Genomic DNA, 19,050 nt, shown 5'->3' on the forward strand with positions numbered 1-19,050 from the left:
ATGAAAAAGAGAGCATTATGCCCCCTTTCAGGAGTACATTTGACCATTAAGCCAATTTTTTTGTTATCTTATTCTTGCTAATAAGAGTCCATTCACTTCCATTTCTATTTTTTGAGAATGGCTATCATATATTGATTCTGTTTGAAGTATCGGATATAATTGGGTTTATAGCTTACCTTAATGGTGAAAAAACGGTATTAAAAAAGCCGGCATCTAACGATGTCGGCTTTTTATTTTTATTGTCTTAAAAAATTTGAGAGATGAAACTTCACAGTTTCGTACTTGTTTTATTAGAAAATGATTTGTTTTATAGAGAAAGCATTAAAATGATATTCTTTTCAATTGTAATCTATATCGGTGATTGTACTAACCTTTTGGGTTGAATCAATCTTTGTAGAGTCTGCCTTTGCCACTGCAGGACCTTTAGGTGCCTTATTTGTATTTGACATTTCTACGGGTTGTTGAGTAGTAGGCTCAGCATTATTTAATGTTTCTTGCAAAGCATTTTGCAATGTTAGCAGAATAGCTACAACCGCTGCTGCCTTGAAAAGAGGCATTAACCGCTGGCGCATTGTGATAACACGAGCCTTTACAGGTTGATCTTCATTCACCTTTTCAAGAATCTTTTGGTCAAAGTCATCGCCTAGAATGTCGGCTGCCTTTTGTTCCTGTTCGTAAACAAACAAGTCTTTATAAGGCTGCAAATTGGCAGGAACTTCTCCTTGAGAGAAGAACAAACGAAGTATCTCTTCCTCTTGGAGAGATGTCTCGCAGCGCCAATAACGCTCCATTAACTGTTCAATGTACTTATAATCCATATTCTTCTATTTTCTGAAATCTTTGTTTTACCGCTTGGCGAGCACGGAAAATATTTATTTTTACTTGTTCTTCCGTAATGCCTAAGATGTCCGCAATTTCTTTATATTGTTTGCCTTCAAAGTCGCGTAGTTGTATGCAGGAACGCTGCTTTTCAGGCAGAGAGTTTATAATTTCCTTTACTACACGCAATCGATCCTGGGTTATCAATTGGTCTTGCGGAGTGGAAGTGTGAGCAGAGTCAAACTTTTGCTCCTCTAAAGAGTCATTTTGATTATCTCGTTTCTTCAGCCTATCAAGCGAAATATTTCTACATACTCGCAAACTATAGGCTTCTATGGAATCGATACTGCTCCATTCGTAGCGTTTGTCCCAAACTTTTATCATTGTGTCTTGTACTATGTCCTCTGCTTCTTCCCTGTTTAGGGTAATGCGGAGGGCAAGCCTGAAGAGCTGATTCTTCAGTGGTAACACGTCATTTCGGAAACTCACTTTTTCCATACTCTCTGTTTGTAAGACGAATTAGTAGGCTTGGAAGTTACAAGATAAGTACAAAAAAGTTGCACTTTAACCTTTGTTAAGAACCTGAATACAATTTCTTATAGGGAAAAACTATAATTGTTAGCTTGTGCCGATGCACCCTATTTGGAGTTTTTTACTCCAAATAGGTGTAGCCATAGAGGCCACTGCGGTAGTTGTTGAGGAATTCTTTTCCCTCTTCGAGCGATATTTTTCCTTGTTTTACGCTCTTTGTTACCCATATTTCAAGTTGGCGTACCAGTTTCTTAGGGTTGTATTGAACATATTCGAGCACCTCTTCTACAGTTTCACCATCGATAATTTGATCGATGTGATAGCTGCCATCTTTCACAGAAAGGTGTACTGCGTTAGTATCACCAAATAGGTTATGTAGGTCACCGAGTATTTCCTGGTAAGCACCAACGAGGAAAACGCCAAGATAATAAGGCTCATTACGACGTAACGAATGTATAGGTAGTACGTGACTAGTACGTCCTCCTGTTACGAAATTGGAGATTTTACCATCGCTATCGCAAGTAATGTCTTGCAAAGTAGCCTTTCTTGTTGGACGTTCATTCAATCTTTGGATTGGCATAACGGGGAATAGCTGGTCGATAGCCCAACTATCAGGAAGCGATTGGAAGAGGGAGAAGTTGCAAAAATACTTATCTGCAAGCAATTTGTCTAAGTTTCGCAACTCGTCAGGTACGTGTTTCATTCCTTTAGCCAGTGTATTTATCTCGTGACAGACGCTCCAATACATTGCTTCTATTTCCGCTCGGGTCTTCAAATCCACCAAACCATGTGAGAAAAGCTCTAAAGACTCTTCTCGTATCTGCTCTGCATCGTGCCAATCTTCGAGCATATTGCGTGAATTTATATTGTCCCAGATCTTGTAAAGTTCCCTTACAAGCTGGTGGTCGGTATCCTTTGCTTCGAATTCTTCAGACATTTCAGGAAGCGAAGCAGTCTCCAAAACGTTTATAACAAGGATAGAATGGTGTGCTGCAACGTTACGACCACTTTCAGTAATGATGTTAGGATGTGGTATTCCATGCTTGTTTGCAGCGTCTACGAAGGTACTTACACAATCGTTAACGTACTCTTGAATACTATAATTGACTGAACTTTCACTGCTAGATGAGCGAGTTCCATCGTAATCGACACCCAAACCACCTCCACAATCTACGAAATCAACATTATATCCCATCTTTTTAAGGTTGACATAGTATTGCGCAGCCTCAGTAAGAGCAGTTTGGATACGGCGTATTTTCGTAATTTGTGAACCAATATGAAAGTGTATAAGGCGCAAACAATCGTGCATTCCTTTTTCGTCAAGCTTATCAAGAGCCTGCAAAAGTTCCGATGCAGTGAGACCAAACTTTGATGCATCGCCACCACTTTCAGCCCATTTGCCAGAACCAGAAGTCGCTAACTTAATACGAATACCAACATTTGGCATTACATTGAGCTTTTTAGCAGCTTTTGCAATAATATCTATTTCGTTCAGTTTCTCTACTACAATGAAGATACGCTTGCCCATTTTCTGAGCCAAGAGTGCCAATTCTATATAGCTTTGGTCCTTGTAGCCATTGCAAATAATGGGTGAATCGCTTTGGCATTGCACCGCAATCACAGCGTGTAACTCTGGTTTTGAACCAGCTTCCAAGCCAAGATTAAACTTCCGACCGTGTGAAATAATCTCATCAACAACCGGTTGCATTTGGTTTACCTTAATAGGATAGATGATGAAATTTTCTCCTTCATACTTGTATTCCTTCCTTGCTAAGTCAAAACAAGACGATGTTTTCTCGATACGATTGTCGAGAATATCGGGGAAACGAAGCAAAACTGGAGGTGTAACATCACGTAATACCAACTCGTCCATTATCTCGCACAAGTCCAATTGAGTATTATCCTTGCACGGAGTAACGTAAACGTGTCCAGCTTCGTTGACACCAAAGTAAGAAGTACCCCAACCATTTATGTTGTAAAGCTCCTTCGAATCTTCAATAGTCCATTTCTTCATAACCTATCTTATTGTGTTTTGAGAGCGCTTATCCTACTATGACGCAGTTGAAATAGACTCTCAGTAATGAAATCGTATTGTTGTTTTAATAATTATTTTTTATATCTCTGTTAAGCTTTTTTGCTTATTCCTATTGTTTCAATAAGCTGTTCTGCCATTGTAAAAATCTTTTCACGACTATCCATCAGAGGCACTTCGATTATGTGTTTTGCCTTCATGTAGAAAGCATTTCGCTTGCTTACTTGCTCGTCTACAAAGGATTTAACCTCTTCAGGCGACTTACCTTGCAACAGTGGTCGAACGTTTTTGCTCATATCAAGATGCTTGCAAATGATGTCGGTAGTAGCATTTAGATATACCGTTTCGCCCTGTTGGTTTAGATATTCCATATTATCGAAGAAACAAGGAGTACCTCCTCCGCAAGAAATAATGACGTTTTCAAACTCTGCAACCTCGTGTAGCATATTGCATTCTATGGTTCTGAAACCTTCTTCGCCTCTCTGTTCGAATATCTGAGCAATGCTTTTGCGCATCCGCGTCTCTATATACCAATCTAAATCGTAGAACGAGAAACCCAAAATCTTAGACAATGCCCTTCCTAGCGTGGTCTTCCCAGCGCCCATATAGCCTATAATGATAATGCGTTTCGGGTTGTTTTGTAGGTTCTCCGTCATTCTTTATCTTTCTGCCTTCCCATATAAAGGAAAGGCAGTAGCTTGTTTTGATTATTTACGTCCGCGCCTTGCTTTGGGTTCTGGTGCGTTCTTTATGATGTTCTGGCACTCCTCATAAGTTAGTTCGGAAGCCTTTTCATGCATTGCTTTAGGGATACGGAAGTTCTTTCCATCGTACGCAATGTATGGACCATAGCGTCCGTTCATTACTTCCAACTTCGGATCTTCATCGAATTTCTTTAGATGTCGCTGCTCATCTTGTAAACGTTTAGTCTCTATTAGCTTTATTGCTGTGTCGAGCGAAACCGTCAATGGGTCTTCTTCTTTAGGCAAAGAAACATACTTTTTGTTGTGCATTATATAAGGTCCGAAGCGTCCTGCGCCAATGACAACGTCTGTTCCTTCGAACTTACCAAGCATGCGTGGAAGCTTAAATAGCTCCAATGCATCTTCGAGTGTGAGTGTTTCCATACTCTTGTCGGTTGGAATTTGCGCAAAACGAGGCTTATCGGTATCGTCAGCAGTACCAATTTGTACCACAGGACCAAAGCGTCCAATCTTTACAAATACGGGTTTGCCAGTCTTAGGGTCGCTACCTAACTCACGTTCACCAGCCTTATGCTCCGAACGTGCATTCATTACGGCATCTACTTCAGGCTCAAACCGCTTGTAGAAATCCTTCATTGCAGCATTCCAAGTAGCCTTTCCCTCTGATATTTTATCGAACTCTTGTTCCACTTTTGCGGTGAAATTGTAGTCCATAATGTCTGGGAAATTCTCCATAAGGAAGTCGTTTACCACGATTCCAATATCGGTAGGGATAAGCTTTCCTTTGTCGGCACCCACCATTTCCTTCTTGTTTTTAGAAGTAATCTTAAGTGCTTGTAAGGTGTCTACCACATATATGCGTTCTTCCCCCTTCTTATCTCCCTTCTGAACGTACTCACGTTGCTGAATTGTTGAGATCGTTGGAGCGTATGTTGATGGGCGTCCGATACCCAATTCTTCAAGTTTATGCACCAAGCTTGCTTCTGTATAGCGACTTGGTCCCATAGAATAGCGTTCGGTAGAAACAATGCTACGGCGTTCCAATATTTGGCCTTCGCTCATCGTTGGTAGTGCGTGAGATGTGTCTTCGTTCTCGTTTTCGTCGTCAGTAGACTCACGATAAACTTTCAAAAAGCCGTCGAAAGCGATGACTTCGCCTGTAGCAACGAACTGAAGCTTGTTTGATTCGTTCCCTTCAGCATTGAGAATGCCGATGGAAACGGTTGTTTTATCTATTTTAGCATCTGCCATTTGCGATGCAATCGTGCGTTTCCAAATAAGGTCGTAAAGGCGCTTTTCCTGGCTTGTTCCATCGATACTGCTTGCGCTCATATCGGTTGGACGAATAGCTTCGTGGGCTTCTTGCGCACCTTTGCTGTTGGTATGATACTTGCGAGTCTTGCTATATTCAACGCCGTAGAGGTTGTCTATCTCTGTTTTTGCAGTACTAATAGCAAGATTTGAAAGGTTTACGCTGTCCGTACGCATGTAAGTGATGCGTCCAGCTTCGTACAATCGTTGTGCCACCATCATGGTCTGACTTACTGTAAAGCCCAGTTTGCGAGCTGCTTCCTGTTGCAAAGTAGATGTTGTAAAAGGTGGAGCAGGGGTTCTCTTCAATGGTTTTTTAGCGATAGAAGATATCTGGAACGATGAATTTTTGCACTCTTCGAGGAATGATAAAGCCTCTTCGTGTGTTGCAAAGCGCTTGTTTAGTTCAGCTTTTACTTCATTTTTCGTTCCGTCTTCGCTTGTTGCAGCAAAGATGGCGTTCACTCTATAATATGGTTCAGACTTAAACGCTTGTATTTCGCGCTCTCGTTCTACTATCAATCTTACCGCAACGCTCTGCACACGGCCTGCGCTTAGTGCAGGTTTTACCTTGCGCCACAATACAGGAGATAGGCGGAAGCCCACCAAACGGTCTAACACACGGCGTGCTTGCTGTGCATTTACAAGGTTCATGTCTAAGCGACGTGGGTTCTCAATGGCTGCAAGAATGGCTGATTTCGTAATTTCGTGAAACACGATGCGGCTCGTTTTCTCTTCGTCAAGGCCTAAAACTTCGCAAAGGTGCCAGCTTATGGCTTCTCCTTCGCGGTCTTCATCGGAAGCTAACCAAACCTTTTTAGCGGCTTTAGCGTTCTTTTTTAGTTCTGCAACAACCTTCTTTTTCTCTTCAGGAATCTCATAGTTGGCCTCTAAAGTATCAAGGTCTACACTCAATTCCTTCTTTTTCAAATCACGAATATGTCCATATGACGACATAACCTTAAAGTCTTCGCCTAAGAACTTCTCTATTGTCTTTGCCTTTGCAGGGCTTTCTACTATAACTAAGTTTTCTTGCATATCAGCATTAGTAACATTATTCAAGGACGCAAAATTAAGCAAAGTTTTTACATACACCTTATATATAGGGACTATTTTTTGTTTTTTTAAGACTACCATTCCTAAAAGAGTAGTACGGAACAGCGATGCTTGCTAAGAGTTTGCTATGGAAAACTGTTCTCATTTTAGCACTTTGGGTATACGCAAACATAACTATAATTTTGTAAAGATAATCTCGTTAAAAAGTGATGGTTACACTTTGACGTTGCAAAAGCGGCTGTTTTGCAACGCAAAAGAGCCTGTTTTATCGTGCAAAACAGGCTCTTTTGGAATGCAAAACAATGGGTGTTGTAAGGTCTTAATAATGAGTTTGTTATGCGATAAGAGTATGTTTGAAAAATATTTACACTTTTGTCATAGCTTTTGTGCCTACGAAATAGGGGTGCAGATATGTCTACACCCCTTCTTATTGTAGCTTTATGGATTTTTTAGAGCGATAGTATTATTTCGCAATACTTTTTATTTCTTCCAACGTAACACGCCCTAACAGGTTCACAATCGTTATTTCGTCGTGTTCAACCATGAGTAATACATATTCGTTTTTGCCGTTCTGATATTTCTTTTCGTATATGGTTACATCTTCACCATTACTCTTTGTTTTCATAACAACGGCATATTTAGCCTGATTGTAATAGGATAAAGCAGCGCTTTTAATGTTGCCGATGAGAGAAGGACGCTCGCATTCTAACACTTGGATATGGTCTAAGCGTTTTGCAATGCGGCTAATATCTTTGTTGCCTGCCTGCACGTTGCCCATCATTTTCAGCATTGATGCCGAGATATACACTGTGGTTACTCCGTCTTTATCGTCGAATTTATCGAAGAAAACCTTCTGTGCGAAAGTGCAATTGAATGTAAAACCGAATAGTAAAAGTAGTAATATCTTCTTCATTTTTATTTGTTTGTTGATAGATTTGTTGCGTTATTGATTGTTTTTAGTCCCTTATTGATAGATACAGAGAACTTGGTGAGCGCTTTATTTGCAGTTGCATAAGCGTCTTCTGGGTTGTCGAAAGTGTCTAATTTCTCCGTATCCGACAATTGAGAATTGCCGTTTTTATCGATGAAAATGCCCACGCCTATCAATAGCAAGATACTGGCACAAATGCCTATTGTCCAACGTAGGTTGGCCTTACGCGCCGTTTTGCGAGCTGTAGACTCTATTGTATTCCATTGATTTATTTGCCTTTCAATCTTGCTTTCCAAATCGAATGGTATTTCAATGGATTTGTTTTGTTGTAGTGCAAGGAATATTTCGCCCTCCTTGCGTAACTGTTTGTCTACCTCGTTGCTACAGAAGTACTCCGTAAGACGTTTTTCTTCGGTTTCATCGGTAATTCCGTTGTAAAACCGTTCCAATAGTTTCTCTGTTTCCTTCCTATCCATTATCGCTTCATTTCCTTAATTTTTTCTCTTATTTTCTTTCGCGCCCGACTTAGAATAGAGCGCAGATTAACTTCTGTGAGACCAGTTTCTGTACTGATTTCTTCGTATGTCAGTCCCTCCACATCGCGCATAAGCATTACCTTTCCTTGTGGATCAGGCAGTGCAAGTATCATTGTTCTGATGCGTTGCCATTGGTCTTGTGCCTCAATATGTTCGCTTAGGTTCTCGGAAGTCCTGTGTTGTATCTCTCTAATATCCTGTTCGGTTTCTTCAATGTGCTTTGTTCGTTTCACAACATAGAATATTCGACGTAGTATTACAATGCTGTAAGCCTCAGGATTGTCTATGTTGGAGAGCTGATGGCGACGTGTCCACAACTTCAGAAAGGTTTCCTGAACTAAGTCTTCAGCCTCCTGCGCATTGCCAGTTAGTTGCCATGCCACCCCATAAAGACAGCGGTGGCATGGCAAGAAAGTTGCTTTGAATTGCGAGGCTTCCATTTATAACTGTTTCGTAAGAGCACTTATTTAGTCTTCAACTTACTCTTGTTGTTGATTATATCGCTAAGTTTATTCAACGGAATTCTGCCTTTTATCAAGATAACAGAGTAGTCTGAGCCGTCAGCTTCAATTATAGCAAGCTCACGAACAACTCCGTTGTCCATCTTTAATTGGATACTTGAAAAGCTTTTCTTCTTGTTTTTTCTGATAAGTTCGCGACTATTTCTGTCGTAAACGCGTCTTGCATGCGATAAAAAACGTCTTTTTGTGCAACCAGAACAATTATCTAAGTTTAATATCTGTACTGAATTGATGCTCTTAAGTGCTGTTATTAAATCGTTGCCATTATCTTTTATAGCAGCTTTGGCAGCTGTAAGCAGCAGCGAACTAATATTATGGTATTCTGCACGCTTATTATCTTTGAAAGCATCAATTAGGCTATAAACGCTCGCGTCAGCCGTTGGAGCAGCACTGGAGAGGTTCGTGCTCAACGCAAGAATAAATATAAAAAGTAGTTTTCTCATATCTTTATAAATCTTTAGCTTCTTCTAAAACACTGTCAATATCGTTCGATGAGATGGCCCCATCTATTATTATAAGGGCAGAATCGTCCTCGTCTGTAGTACAAATGACTAAGCGTCTGATGATGTCGTCAGTACCTTGAGTCATAATTCTGGTTTCAGAATATTTTGTTTTATCTTTGATTACTTCACTGTATTCCCTCCAATTAAACGCTTTTACTGCCTTTTTAAATTTTCTTCTAACAGATCTTGAAGCGTCATCGAAGCTCAATATACGCAGTCTTTCTATCTTGTCAGCCCACTGTTTACCCTTTTTGCTGCCCATAACTTGTAGTCCGAGCGAAAGCAACTCCTTCGGTACATCTACTAAAACCACATTCTTATGCTGTCGGAATTGTTCAAAAAAGCTTTCAACGTTCTGTGCTTTAACGACAATACTTACTGTTAAAAGAGCAAGTGAAATAAAAAATGTTCTCATCATCATATACTTTTAAATAGAGTTTGTAATCTGTTTATATTCTTATAGACGTTAGTTGTTGTAGTTTTGTGGCATAAAAAACAAGAAAAAATGCTTTTGGGCGGCTTTGTCTTCCTATCTGTTTATAAAAACAAAAGAGGGTGTGTCAAAATGAAAATGCCATTTTGATAACCTTACAGTTTGAAACAATTCATTTAAAAAGACCATTTCTGTACTCGATTTTGAGTAAAGAAATGGTCTTTTTTTGCCTTTAGAAGAACCCTACTTATAGATTGAAAGTTGTCAAGTTATTAATTTGCATTTTGACACACCCTCTTTTGTTATTCAAAAAGCGATGGTTCGCTTATCGACGACCCTCGCATTGTTTTGCCAAGATGCTCGTAAGCCAGTTCTGTTGCCATTCGTCCGCGTGGCGTTCGTTTAATGAAACCTTCCATAATAAGGTAAGGTTCGTAAACCTCTTCCACTGTTCCTGCATCTTCTCCGATAGCTGTTGCAATGGTAGAAACACCAACTGGGCCACCTCTAAACTTATCGATGATGGTTAAAAGAATCTTGTTGTCTATTTCGTCAAGGCCGTATTTGTCAATATTTAGCGATTGAAGAGACGATTGTGCAATAGCGTGGTCGATGGTGCCGTTGCCCTTTACCTGTGCAAAATCGCGTACACGACGCAGCAAGGCATTGCAAATACGAGGCGTACCGCGTGAGCGTCGGGCTATTTCAATAGCTGCATCAGCTTCAATAGGTACTTTTAACAGATTGGCAGAACGCTTTATAATACGACTCAAAGTGTCGGGAGTATAATACTCTAAATGCAGATTTATACCAAAGCGAGCACGCAAAGGAGCTGTTAAAAGTCCGCTTCGGGTAGTCGCTCCTACAAGTGTGAAAGGGTTTAAGTCTATCTGAATAGAACGAGCCGAGGGGCCCTTGTCTATCATTATATCAATTCTATAATCCTCCATTGCCGAGTAAAGGTACTCTTCAACAACTGGAGAGAGACGGTGAATCTCGTCTATGAACAATACATCGTTGGGTTCAAGCGATGTAAGAATGCCTGCCAAGTCGCCTGGTTTATCAAGTACGGGACCCGAAGTAATCTTAAAACCAACGCCCAATTCGTTGGCAATAATGTTACTCAACGTGGTTTTTCCAAGTCCAGGAGGACCATGAAGCAACGTGTGATCGAGTGGTTCGCCACGATATTTGGCAGCTTCAACAAACACCCGAAGGTTTTCTACCACCTTGTCTTGCCCGCTAAAGTCGTCGAACTTTGGCGGTCTCAATGCGTTTTCGAACTCTTTTTCGGCTGTTGTAAATCGCTCTTCTCTTATATCGAAATCTTCATTCATACCTTCTTTCGTCTGTCTTTAATTACGAATAAATAGACGTATTGTTTGCAAAGATAGCCAATTAAAACGAGAAACGAAGTGGGATTCTCTATAAAACATTTAGGGCTTTCGGTAGCTATATGCATGTTAAGGCGTACGTAAACGTTCTCTGCAATTCTCCAAAATGTCGATGAGTTCGTCCATTTTGTTGGCACGTAGCATTGCAATACGCGTTTGCTTGAAGTCTGGAATACCTTTAAAAATAGGCGAAGCTGCAAGGTGTCGGCGCGTATGAAGTATGCCTCTATACTCGTCAATCTTCTCTACGTTGATGCGTAACATCTCTTCTAAGATATCAATTTTATCGTCCAAAGTAAGTCGTTTGGCATCTGGTGCATCGGTTTCGGAAAACAACCACGGACAGCCAAAGGTTGCTCTGCCTATCATTACAGCATCTACGCCATAGTCGTCGAAGCGTTTTTGTGCATCAGCAACACTGGTTACGTCTCCATTTCCTATGATAGGTATGTGCATTCGTGGGTTTTTCTTCACTTCACCGATAAGGGTCCAGTCAGCTTCTCCAGTATACATCTGAGCGCGCGTGCGCCCATGAATGGTCAAAGCTTGCACTCCACAGTCCTGGAGTTGTTCCGCAAGCTCTGTTATAACAAGGTTGTTGTCGTCCCAACCCAAGCGTGTTTTCACAGTAACGGGGGTGTTTACAGCCTTCACAACCTCTCGTGTTATCTCCAATAACAATGGAATGTTCTTCAACATACCAGAGCCTGCACCTTTATTAGCCACCTTTTTTACGGGACAACCAAAGTTTATGTCGATTACATCGGGCTTTACCTGCTCTACAATCTTGGCAGCTTCAACCATCGATTCGACATCTTTTCCATATATCTGAATACCTACTGGGCGTTCTTCTTCGTCTATAACAATCTTGTTAAGCGTCGATTTTATACTGCGTATGACAGCATCTGCCGACACAAACTCCGTATAGACCATTGCAGCACCAAAGCGTTTGCACATCTTTCGAAACCCTATATCGGTTACATCTTCCATCGGAGCCAAGAACAAAGGGCGTTCTCCAAAATCTATTGTTCCTATTTTCATACTGCAAAGATACTGCTTTTTATTTGAACTACAAGCATTAAGTTAGACTTGCAAAGATTGTACAAAAATTGAATTAAAGAGATTAAAGATGTTGAAATGGACATAAAAACGAAATAAACTTTCTGTTTTTACGCAATAATATGTATCTTTGCAGAAACCTAAATAAGAGTTCTGACACATAAAACGTCTAATCTGTTTTATGTTGTAATTATTATCAAACAAACTAAAAGCATTACATTATGAGAAAAATCTATTTAATTTCTGTGTTTCTAATGGCGGGTATTGTCGCATCGTTTGCCCAAAGTGCTGGCTGGATATTCCAACCTGGAAGTGAAGGACCATGGTTTGAAAAGGAGATAGAGCAAGGTAGACCGATGGAGTTTTACGACTATGGCGGTCCTGAAAAAGGCATGCGAGGCAATTATGCTTACACTCTTCAACGATTAAAACCACGAAATTCAGATTCACATATTACTGTTATATTCGAGCAAATAGAGTTTGGAGAAAGCGATGAGCTACGAATTTACAACGGATTAATCGAGCTTTCGTGCGAGAAAGACGAGGATAGCGGCGACTATTTGTGGGGTTGGGCAAAGCAAGAACCACTTAAGATAATTAAGGGAACTCCTGAAAAGTTGCCTATTAGAATAAGTTCTACTGCAGCAGATGGCGGTCTTTCGGTTGCATGCTACGCTGCTACAACTATGCCAGGCTGGAAAGCGATGGTTTATTGTGTTAAGAATGGAGATCCAGAACCTGGAAATGAAGCTCCTGCAGATAAGCCAAACTTCACCTTAAAGGTAGATCCTAGTGCGAAGATTGAGTACGATGAAGATGGCGAACCTAAGCCTATGTATCTGTATTTAGAGCTACATGGAATTAAAGATAGCCAAAGTATTCAAATAGAACAGGGCGGGCAGAAGAACGATTACACGCTGAATAAGAATGTAGCGAACTCTGTACAGTTGGAAGTAGAGCCTAATGATGTTATTAAAGTATATGCCGACTTAGCTGCTTTCAAGGCGCAAGCTGGCAAATTGGTTACTTGTGAGTTAGGAAAGAACGATAATTTGGAAGTTCTTGACCTTATGATGAATAAGCTAACAGAGCTCGATTTGTCGCAGCTTCCAAAGCTACGCGAGCTTGCTATCACCGATAATCGCTTGACAAGTATCGACCTTAGCAAATTGAAAAACCTAAGAGAGTTCTACGGCAGTTATAATAAGGTGGGCAAATTAGATACCAAGCAGAATCCTAACTTGGAGGTTTTAGCCTGTGCAAGTATGGGATTGACAGAGTTAGATCTCAGTAATAACCCTAAGCTTGAGAACTTAACAGCAGGAAACAATAACTATGTAACCTTCCCAGACTTAAGCAATAAGCCTGCTTTAAAGTGGATTGATATGGAGAGTTGCGGTATGAAGGAAATGGATGTAACAAAGTTTCCTAAGCTAAAATTCCTTGATTTATCGGGCAATCAGCTTACAAACATCAATCTTTCAAAGAATCCGATGCTCCGTAAGCTTGATTTAGATAACAATCAATTCGATGCTTGTGCAATCAACGATATTCTGTTTACAGTGCCAAAGGCTACTGAAGAGGACGAAGCAGTATTGCTTGTAAAAGGTAATACAGGCTCGGCTACTTGCGACAACACGTTGCTTGAAGGTAAAAACTGGAAGATGAATGTTACTGGAAATGGCTCTGGATGCAACACTGTACGCCTTCGCTTTGAAGAAAACGCACATGGTTCCTTCAAGACAATGGTTGATGGAAATAACGTTCCTGAGTGGACACCTATCGAAAAAGGTAAGGAAGTGAAGGTAGAAGTTACACCAATACATGGTTATAAGTTCATTAAGGCAATGCTTGATGGTAAAGATATTAATGACGATACGTTCAAAATCACTCAGTATGGCGTATTGGCTGCTATCTTTGATGTTGATAATGGCATTCACAACGCTCAAGCTGAGGCTGTGAAAGTGGTACGCCACAATGGCAATATCGTTGTTATGGGCTTGCAAGCAGAAAAGAACTACAGCATCTACGATGTATCAGGCAAACTTCTTAGCACTGGTCTTACTGATGCAAATGGTGAAGCTACAATCTCTTTGCCTGTAGGACACATTATTATAATAAGACAAGGCAGCCTTGCCATAAAGGTTATGCAATAATAAAAATATTGTTTGAACAATAATCAATCGTTTTTTTAAGTGCGTGCGTCAGATTATTATTTGATGTACGCGCTTTTCTTTTTCTGTATTTTCCAACTCATTTATATTCACCCAACTATAGCTTTTCAAATGTGTAAAAATGAAGGTTACAACCTATTTTATAAATATTAAGAAAGAGGAAGTATTGTCAAGATAATTCTTAAAGAGCTTTCTTGTGCAATAATCTGATTTTCAACGTTTTTAAATAGTGCCTATTTTGCGTTCTAAAAGAGCCTGTTTTGCATGGTAAAATAGGCACTATTGCAATGCAAAACAGGCACTTTTGCAATACAAAACAATTATTATCGATTTGTACTTGTGTTTTTCTTTACAATTTAGAAAGGTTTTATATCTTGATTATACTTGTTTGTTGGATGTAAACAGGCATGTTTTTTGTATTTACACGGCAATTCTTTTGTTGTTTTAGAGTAAAGTTTGCAACTTCTTAATAGATTTAAGAAATATTTTGTTTCCATGTAAATGTGTTCAGTAAACATGCGTTCGTGTAATCGTAAGTGCCTTTAAGAGAGTAGGGAAGAGAGGGTGTCTGCACCATAAATTCATACATTTTAAGCTCCACTACCTTTAATTTCCTTTTTCCTATTCGTAGGTAATAGTTTGCTATATAGGAATGGACTTTTGGGAAATACGCTGAAAAAGCATACCTTTGCGACCACGTTGGAAAAACATAGAAATAGAAATAAATAATAAACAATATAACAACTATGAAAGAAAATAGAACAGAACTGAACCGCAACTTGGCACAGATGCTTAAAGGCGGTGTAATTATGGACGTTACAACTCCTGAACAAGCACGCATAGCTGAGGCTGCTGGTGCTTGCGCAGTAATGGCATTGGAGCGCATTCCAGCCGATATTCGCGCTGCAGGTGGTGTTTCTCGTATGAGCGATCCTAAGATGATACGTGGCATTCAAGAAGCAGTCAGCATTCCAGTAATGGCAAAAGTGCGTATCGGACACTTTGTTGAAGCACAGATTCTTCAAGCTATTGAAATCGATTATATCGATGAAAGCGAAGTACTTTCGCCAGCTGACGATGTTTATCACATTGATAAGGACAAGTTTGATGTGCCTTTCGTTTGTGGAGCAAAGGACCTTGGCGAAGCATTGCGCCGTATTGCAGAAGGTGCAACCATGATTCGCACAAAGGGTGAGCCAGGTACAGGCGATATTATTCAGGCTGTACGCCACATGCGCATGATTCAAACAGAAATGCGCCGCCTTACTTCTTTTGGCGAAGATGAACTCTATGAAGCAGCAAAACAACTTCGTGCGCCTTACGAACTTGTGAAGTATGTTCACGATAATGGTAAACTTCCAGTTGTAAACTTCGCTGCTGGTGGTGTAGCTACACCTGCTGACGCTGCGCTTATGATGCAATTAGGTGCTGAAGGAGTATTTGTTGGCTCTGGAATCTTTAAGTCTGGCAATCCAGAAAAGCGTGCTCGTGCTATCGTTCAAGCTGTTACCAACTACAAAGACGCCAAGATGCTTGCTGAATTGAGCGCTGATCTTGGTGAAGCAATGGTAGGTATCAACGAAAGCGAAATCGCTATCTTGATGGCAGAACGTGGCAAATAATTAAGCTAAATATGAAGATTGCCATATTAGCCTTACAAGGAGCATTTGCTGAACACGCTAAAATGATGCAGCAACTGGGGCACGAAACCTTTGAAGTGCGCCAGCTTGCTGATTGGAATAAGCCTAAAGACGGACTTATTATACCTGGTGGAGAAAGCACAGTAATGCTAAAACTCTTGCACGAGTTGAACTTGTTTGAACCTATAAAGAAGGATATCGAAGGCGGATTACCAGTTTATGGCACTTGCGCAGGACTTATTCTATTATCTAAAGAGGTAGAAAACGCAAAAAGTCCGTATGCTCGTTTCGCCACGATGAATATCAGTACCTGCCGTAATGCATATGGCAGACAGATGGGAAGTTTTGCAGTTGATGCACCTATGAAGGGCATTGCAGAACCAGTTCCAATGACTTTCATACGCGCACCTTATATTGAAAAAGCAGGCGAAGGCGTAGAAGTGCTTGCAGAAGTAGACGGACATATAGTTGCAGCTCGACAAGGAAAACAACTTGTTACAGCATTCCACCCTGAACTGGGCACCGATACTCGTGTGCACGAGCTATTTGCTGATATGTTAAAGTAAAATATAAAAAAGCGGTTTTCTGTATATACCATATGCAGTAACCGCTTTTCTTATTTTCTATAATTAGTTATATTTATAGCTAACAATAAAGGCGACACCTTTGAAAGGTATCGCCTTTATTGTTTAGTTTTTAACTATGTTCTTTATGCGTTTACAGCATCAGTAAGCTCAGCTCCTGGTTTGAACTTAGCAACTTTCTTAGCTGCAATCTGTATTTTCTGCTTTGTAGCAGGGTTAATACCCTCGTGTGCAGGGCGCTCTGTTACAGAGTAAGTACCGAAACCTACTAATTGAACTTTGTCACCAGCTACAAGCGCTTCCTTAATAGCTGCAGTCATTGCGTCTAATGCCTTTTTTGAGTCAGCCTTGCTTAAGCCTGCGCCGGCTGCGATCTTCTCGATTAGTTCTGTTTTATTCATAATCTTTGAATTATTGTTTGATATGTTTTATAAAAATGTTCTAACGTTTTTGCAAATATACTCGTTTAGTTTTATAAAACAAACAAAAAAGCAAAGAAATCTAAACTTTTACCTAAAAAAAGTGCCTCAATACCCTTTTTTTTACTGATAATGCAGAAAAATTAGTACTTTTGCAGCTGTAAAGCAGAGAAAACTGAAAGTTTGTCAATTGTAATATAACTTTGGCGAAAATATAAAAGTTGGCAAAGAGCTTGCTAATCATAATCTTAAAAAGATGAACAAATCTCTGTAAACAAAAATAAAAAAAGTATGCGTAATATACCAACAGTAACAAAAAATCTGCTTATTCTTAATGTATTGGCTTATATTGCCAGCATTATTTTAGCACAAAGTGGCATTGATCTCAATAATATATTAGGATTACACTTCTTTCTTGCTGATAATTTTCATCTTTGGCAAATCGTTACTTACATGTTCATGCATGGCAGTTTCATGCACATTCTTATGAATATGTTCATGCTCTGGATGTTTGGAATGGTCATGGAAAGCGTATGGGGACCGAAGAAATTCCTATTGTTTTATATGGTAACGGGTATAGGTGCAGGTCTTTGTCAGGAGCTTGCGCAATACGCGAATTATGTTGCTGAAGGATTAAGTAACTACCAATACGTTTCTACCGAGATGGGACGAATCACAATGGATAGCTATTTGAACCTTTGGACAACTGTTGGTGCTTCGGGAGCCGTGTACGGAGTTTTGTTGGCATTTGGACTTACGTTCCCTAATGAACGCATGTTTATCATTCCTATCCCAATTCCGCTCAAAGCAAAATGGATTATTATGGGTTCTATTGCTATGGAACTCTTTTCAGCAATGGGTACAAGTAACGATGGAGTGGCACACTTGGCACATCTTGGCGGTATGCTTTTTGGTTATCTGCTTATACGTTATTGGCGTAAACATCCGTTTTCAGACAACGATTTTGGTATGAATAGGGGACGTCAGTTCTTTGATAACATGCGTGACAATTGGGAAAGTCGAACAAATCGTTCGACAGGAAACAATCAGGGGGATAGCAACAATGGCTTCCAATGGAATACCAACCATACACAGCAAACTCAGCAACCTGAAAGCGACTGGGACTACAATGCACGAAAGAAAAAAGAACAAGAGGAAGTAGACCGCATACTTGATAAAATTAGAAAAAGTGGCTACGACAGCCTGAGTAAAGAGGAAAAGAAGAAGCTTTTCGATAGTAGTAAGTCGTAAGACAAATACTGAAGAAAAGGAAAGGGGACTATAAGAATATGCCTTCTAAAATAAAAAGTACAATTTATAAGGTAGTCTTGGCTGCCAATATCTTAGCAATAATCATGCTGTTATTGGTCGGCAACGTAGATAGTCTGCACCCAGTAGATCATCCGTGGTTGGCAAATTTTGGTTTAGGATTCCCCATTGTGTTGGCAATCAATCTGATATTTTTGGTATTGTGGATTGTAATTCGACCTAAAAATATTTGGTTGCCAGTGTTAGGACTACTTATTTGTTATGTTCCCATACGCAAATACACACCTTTTAATATAAAGAAGGAACCACCTGTGCGGTCTCTTAAAGTTCTTTCTTACAATGTTTTTATGTTTGCTGTATGGGATTTTGAATCTGAAGCTCACAATCCAATTGTTGATTATATTGTGAAAAGCAAAGCTGATATAGTTTGTTTGCAAGAAACAGATGCCTACGGCAAACAACGCGACTATATTTATAAAACACTCGAAAAAACTTACCCATACCACGATTTTGTAAGTATGACCGAACAAGGATATCAACACATGATGCTGTTGAGTCGTTATCCTATTATAAAAAAAGAACGAATAAAGTATAAATCGAAAGGGAATATCAGTTACGCGTACATTATTAATTATAACAACCAAGAAGTATTGGTGGTAAACAACCATTTCGAAAGTAATCATTTGAGCGAAGCGGATAAGCAAGGATATAAGAATATAGTGCGTTCTCCATTTGGAGGGAATAACACAAAGAAAGAAAGTGAACGTATACTTGATAAGCTTGGCGAGGCAGCTATAATACGAGCACCTCAGGTTGAGGCAGTTGCTGCATACGTAAAGAAATATTTAGACAAGAAGATTCCTGTAATATTATGTGGCGATTTCAACGACAATCCAATTAGTTACGCCCACAAAACCATTGCTAATTGTTTGGACGATGCTTATATAAAAAGTGGAAATGGGCCCGGAATATCATATAACCGAAGTGGAATGTATGTGAGAATAGACAACATCTTCTGCTCGAATGATTTTGAAGCGTATGGTGCGAAAGTTGATGACAAAATATCATCTTCCGACCATTATCCTATATATGCATGGCTAAAATATCGCCCAAAATATTAAAAATAAGCGAATA

Annotated in this window: 18 protein-coding genes; 5 read left to right on the top strand and 13 right to left on the bottom strand. The window is 39.9% G+C overall.

The window, feature by feature from the left end; translation table 11 throughout:
• Positions 1 to 338: 338 nt before the first annotated feature.
• The 12 genes from HXN26_RS06070 to dusB form a co-directional block, all read right to left on the bottom strand.
• Positions 339 to 818, bottom strand: a complete 480-nt coding sequence (locus tag HXN26_RS06070; protein ID WP_273159581.1) for a pyruvate ferredoxin oxidoreductase — start codon at positions 816 to 818, stop codon at positions 339 to 341.
• The gene (locus tag HXN26_RS06075; RefSeq protein ID WP_273159583.1) at positions 808 to 1,317 is read right to left on the bottom strand and encodes an RNA polymerase sigma factor; all 510 of its coding nucleotides are present in this window, start codon (positions 1,315 to 1,317) and stop codon (positions 808 to 810) included. Before HXN26_RS06075 ends, HXN26_RS06070 begins: the two co-directional genes overlap by 11 nt.
• Before the next feature lie 154 nt (positions 1,318 to 1,471).
• Positions 1,472 to 3,364, bottom strand: a complete 1,893-nt coding sequence (gene speA, locus HXN26_RS06080) for a biosynthetic arginine decarboxylase (RefSeq protein ID WP_273159586.1) — start codon at positions 3,362 to 3,364, stop codon at positions 1,472 to 1,474.
• Positions 3,365 to 3,474: 110 nt separating this feature from the next.
• On the bottom strand, positions 3,475 to 4,038 hold the full coding sequence (locus tag HXN26_RS06085; protein WP_024999878.1) for a shikimate kinase: 564 nt from the start codon (positions 4,036 to 4,038) through the stop codon (positions 3,475 to 3,477).
• 51 nt (positions 4,039 to 4,089) lie between these two features.
• Positions 4,090 to 6,435, bottom strand: coding sequence for a type I DNA topoisomerase (topA, locus tag HXN26_RS06090; protein WP_273159589.1), 2,346 nt, complete (start codon positions 6,433 to 6,435; stop codon positions 4,090 to 4,092).
• Positions 6,436 to 6,916: 481 nt separating this feature from the next.
• Positions 6,917 to 7,366, bottom strand: a complete 450-nt coding sequence (locus tag HXN26_RS06095) for a DUF4252 domain-containing protein (protein ID WP_273159591.1) — start codon at positions 7,364 to 7,366, stop codon at positions 6,917 to 6,919.
• A gap of 2 nt (positions 7,367 to 7,368) precedes the next feature.
• Complete coding sequence (locus HXN26_RS06100) at positions 7,369 to 7,860, bottom strand: hypothetical protein (RefSeq protein ID WP_273159593.1); 492 nt, start codon at positions 7,858 to 7,860, stop codon at positions 7,369 to 7,371.
• Positions 7,860 to 8,360 (bottom strand): RNA polymerase sigma factor, encoded by a 501-nt coding sequence (locus HXN26_RS06105; protein ID WP_273159596.1) that lies wholly within the window; start codon positions 8,358 to 8,360, stop codon positions 7,860 to 7,862. Before HXN26_RS06105 ends, HXN26_RS06100 begins: the two co-directional genes overlap by 1 nt.
• A gap of 23 nt (positions 8,361 to 8,383) precedes the next feature.
• Positions 8,384 to 8,884, bottom strand: coding sequence for a DUF4252 domain-containing protein (locus HXN26_RS06110; protein WP_273159598.1), 501 nt, complete (start codon positions 8,882 to 8,884; stop codon positions 8,384 to 8,386).
• Positions 8,885 to 8,888: 4 nt separating this feature from the next.
• Positions 8,889 to 9,365, bottom strand: a complete 477-nt coding sequence (locus tag HXN26_RS06115; RefSeq protein ID WP_273159600.1) for a DUF4252 domain-containing protein — start codon at positions 9,363 to 9,365, stop codon at positions 8,889 to 8,891.
• Between the two features lie 314 nt (positions 9,366 to 9,679).
• Positions 9,680 to 10,714 carry a Holliday junction branch migration DNA helicase RuvB gene (gene ruvB, locus HXN26_RS06120; protein WP_273159602.1) on the bottom strand — a complete coding sequence of 345 codons (1,035 nt, stop codon included), beginning with the start codon at positions 10,712 to 10,714 and terminating at the stop codon, positions 9,680 to 9,682.
• Between the two features lie 126 nt (positions 10,715 to 10,840).
• A complete protein-coding gene (gene dusB, locus HXN26_RS06125) occupies positions 10,841 to 11,812 on the bottom strand; it encodes a tRNA dihydrouridine synthase DusB (RefSeq protein WP_273159604.1) in 972 nt (323 codons plus the stop codon).
• Positions 11,813 to 12,051: 239 nt separating this feature from the next.
• On the opposite strand from dusB, the gene HXN26_RS06130 reads away from it, so the two are divergent.
• The 3 genes from HXN26_RS06130 (at position 12,052) to pdxT (ending at position 16,210) form a co-directional block, all read left to right on the top strand.
• Complete coding sequence (locus HXN26_RS06130; RefSeq protein ID WP_273159606.1) at positions 12,052 to 13,986, top strand: leucine-rich repeat domain-containing protein; 1,935 nt, start codon at positions 12,052 to 12,054, stop codon at positions 13,984 to 13,986.
• Between the two features lie 764 nt (positions 13,987 to 14,750).
• Positions 14,751 to 15,626, top strand: coding sequence for a pyridoxal 5'-phosphate synthase lyase subunit PdxS (gene pdxS, locus HXN26_RS06135; RefSeq protein WP_273159608.1), 876 nt, complete (start codon positions 14,751 to 14,753; stop codon positions 15,624 to 15,626).
• A gap of 11 nt (positions 15,627 to 15,637) precedes the next feature.
• Positions 15,638 to 16,210 carry a pyridoxal 5'-phosphate synthase glutaminase subunit PdxT gene (pdxT, locus tag HXN26_RS06140; RefSeq protein ID WP_273159610.1) on the top strand — a complete coding sequence of 191 codons (573 nt, stop codon included), beginning with the start codon at positions 15,638 to 15,640 and terminating at the stop codon, positions 16,208 to 16,210.
• Positions 16,211 to 16,353: 143 nt separating this feature from the next.
• Here the strand turns inward: pdxT and HXN26_RS06145 are convergent, their stop codons facing one another.
• On the bottom strand, positions 16,354 to 16,629 hold the full coding sequence (locus HXN26_RS06145) for an HU family DNA-binding protein (protein WP_024999867.1): 276 nt from the start codon (positions 16,627 to 16,629) through the stop codon (positions 16,354 to 16,356).
• A gap of 309 nt (positions 16,630 to 16,938) precedes the next feature.
• On the opposite strand from HXN26_RS06145, the gene HXN26_RS06150 reads away from it, so the two are divergent.
• Positions 16,939 to 17,898, top strand: coding sequence for a rhomboid family intramembrane serine protease (locus HXN26_RS06150; protein WP_273159613.1), 960 nt, complete (start codon positions 16,939 to 16,941; stop codon positions 17,896 to 17,898).
• A gap of 38 nt (positions 17,899 to 17,936) precedes the next feature.
• Positions 17,937 to 19,037 (top strand): endonuclease/exonuclease/phosphatase family protein, encoded by a 1,101-nt coding sequence (locus tag HXN26_RS06155; RefSeq protein WP_024999865.1) that lies wholly within the window; start codon positions 17,937 to 17,939, stop codon positions 19,035 to 19,037.
• Positions 19,038 to 19,050: the final 13 nt, after the last annotated feature.

It is taken from the genome of Prevotella aurantiaca, from assembly GCF_015262605.1.
In the GTDB taxonomy this organism is placed as follows: domain Bacteria; phylum Bacteroidota; class Bacteroidia; order Bacteroidales; family Bacteroidaceae; genus Prevotella; species Prevotella aurantiaca.

What these genes read in the sequence shown, in the direction of transcription:
- HXN26_RS06105 (WP_273159596.1), bottom strand. Translation starts at nt 8,360, where the DNA reads ATGGAAGCCTCGCAATTCAAAGCAACTTTCTTGCCATGCCACCGCTGT.
- topA (WP_273159589.1), bottom strand. Translation starts at nt 6,435, where the DNA reads ATGCAAGAAAACTTAGTTATAGTAGAAAGCCCTGCAAAGGCAAAGACA.
- dusB (WP_273159604.1), bottom strand. Translation starts at nt 11,812, where the DNA reads ATGAAAATAGGAACAATAGATTTTGGAGAACGCCCTTTGTTCTTGGCT.
- HXN26_RS06150 (WP_273159613.1), top strand. Translation starts at nt 16,939, where the DNA reads ATGCGTAATATACCAACAGTAACAAAAAATCTGCTTATTCTTAATGTA.
- HXN26_RS06130 (WP_273159606.1), top strand. Translation starts at nt 12,052, where the DNA reads ATGAGAAAAATCTATTTAATTTCTGTGTTTCTAATGGCGGGTATTGTC.
- HXN26_RS06085 (WP_024999878.1), bottom strand. Translation starts at nt 4,038, where the DNA reads ATGACGGAGAACCTACAAAACAACCCGAAACGCATTATCATTATAGGC.
- speA (WP_273159586.1), bottom strand. Translation starts at nt 3,364, where the DNA reads ATGAAGAAATGGACTATTGAAGATTCGAAGGAGCTTTACAACATAAAT.
- HXN26_RS06115 (WP_273159600.1), bottom strand. Translation starts at nt 9,365, where the DNA reads ATGATGATGAGAACATTTTTTATTTCACTTGCTCTTTTAACAGTAAGT.
- HXN26_RS06095 (WP_273159591.1), bottom strand. Translation starts at nt 7,366, where the DNA reads ATGAAGAAGATATTACTACTTTTACTATTCGGTTTTACATTCAATTGC.
- HXN26_RS06155 (WP_024999865.1), top strand. Translation starts at nt 17,937, where the DNA reads ATGCCTTCTAAAATAAAAAGTACAATTTATAAGGTAGTCTTGGCTGCC.
- ruvB (WP_273159602.1), bottom strand. Translation starts at nt 10,714, where the DNA reads ATGAATGAAGATTTCGATATAAGAGAAGAGCGATTTACAACAGCCGAA.
- pdxT (WP_273159610.1), top strand. Translation starts at nt 15,638, where the DNA reads ATGAAGATTGCCATATTAGCCTTACAAGGAGCATTTGCTGAACACGCT.
- pdxS (WP_273159608.1), top strand. Translation starts at nt 14,751, where the DNA reads ATGAAAGAAAATAGAACAGAACTGAACCGCAACTTGGCACAGATGCTT.
- HXN26_RS06075 (WP_273159583.1), bottom strand. Translation starts at nt 1,317, where the DNA reads ATGGAAAAAGTGAGTTTCCGAAATGACGTGTTACCACTGAAGAATCAG.
- HXN26_RS06070 (WP_273159581.1), bottom strand. Translation starts at nt 818, where the DNA reads ATGGATTATAAGTACATTGAACAGTTAATGGAGCGTTATTGGCGCTGC.
- HXN26_RS06100 (WP_273159593.1), bottom strand. Translation starts at nt 7,860, where the DNA reads ATGGATAGGAAGGAAACAGAGAAACTATTGGAACGGTTTTACAACGGA.
- HXN26_RS06110 (WP_273159598.1), bottom strand. Translation starts at nt 8,884, where the DNA reads ATGAGAAAACTACTTTTTATATTTATTCTTGCGTTGAGCACGAACCTC.
- HXN26_RS06145 (WP_024999867.1), bottom strand. Translation starts at nt 16,629, where the DNA reads ATGAATAAAACAGAACTAATCGAGAAGATCGCAGCCGGCGCAGGCTTA.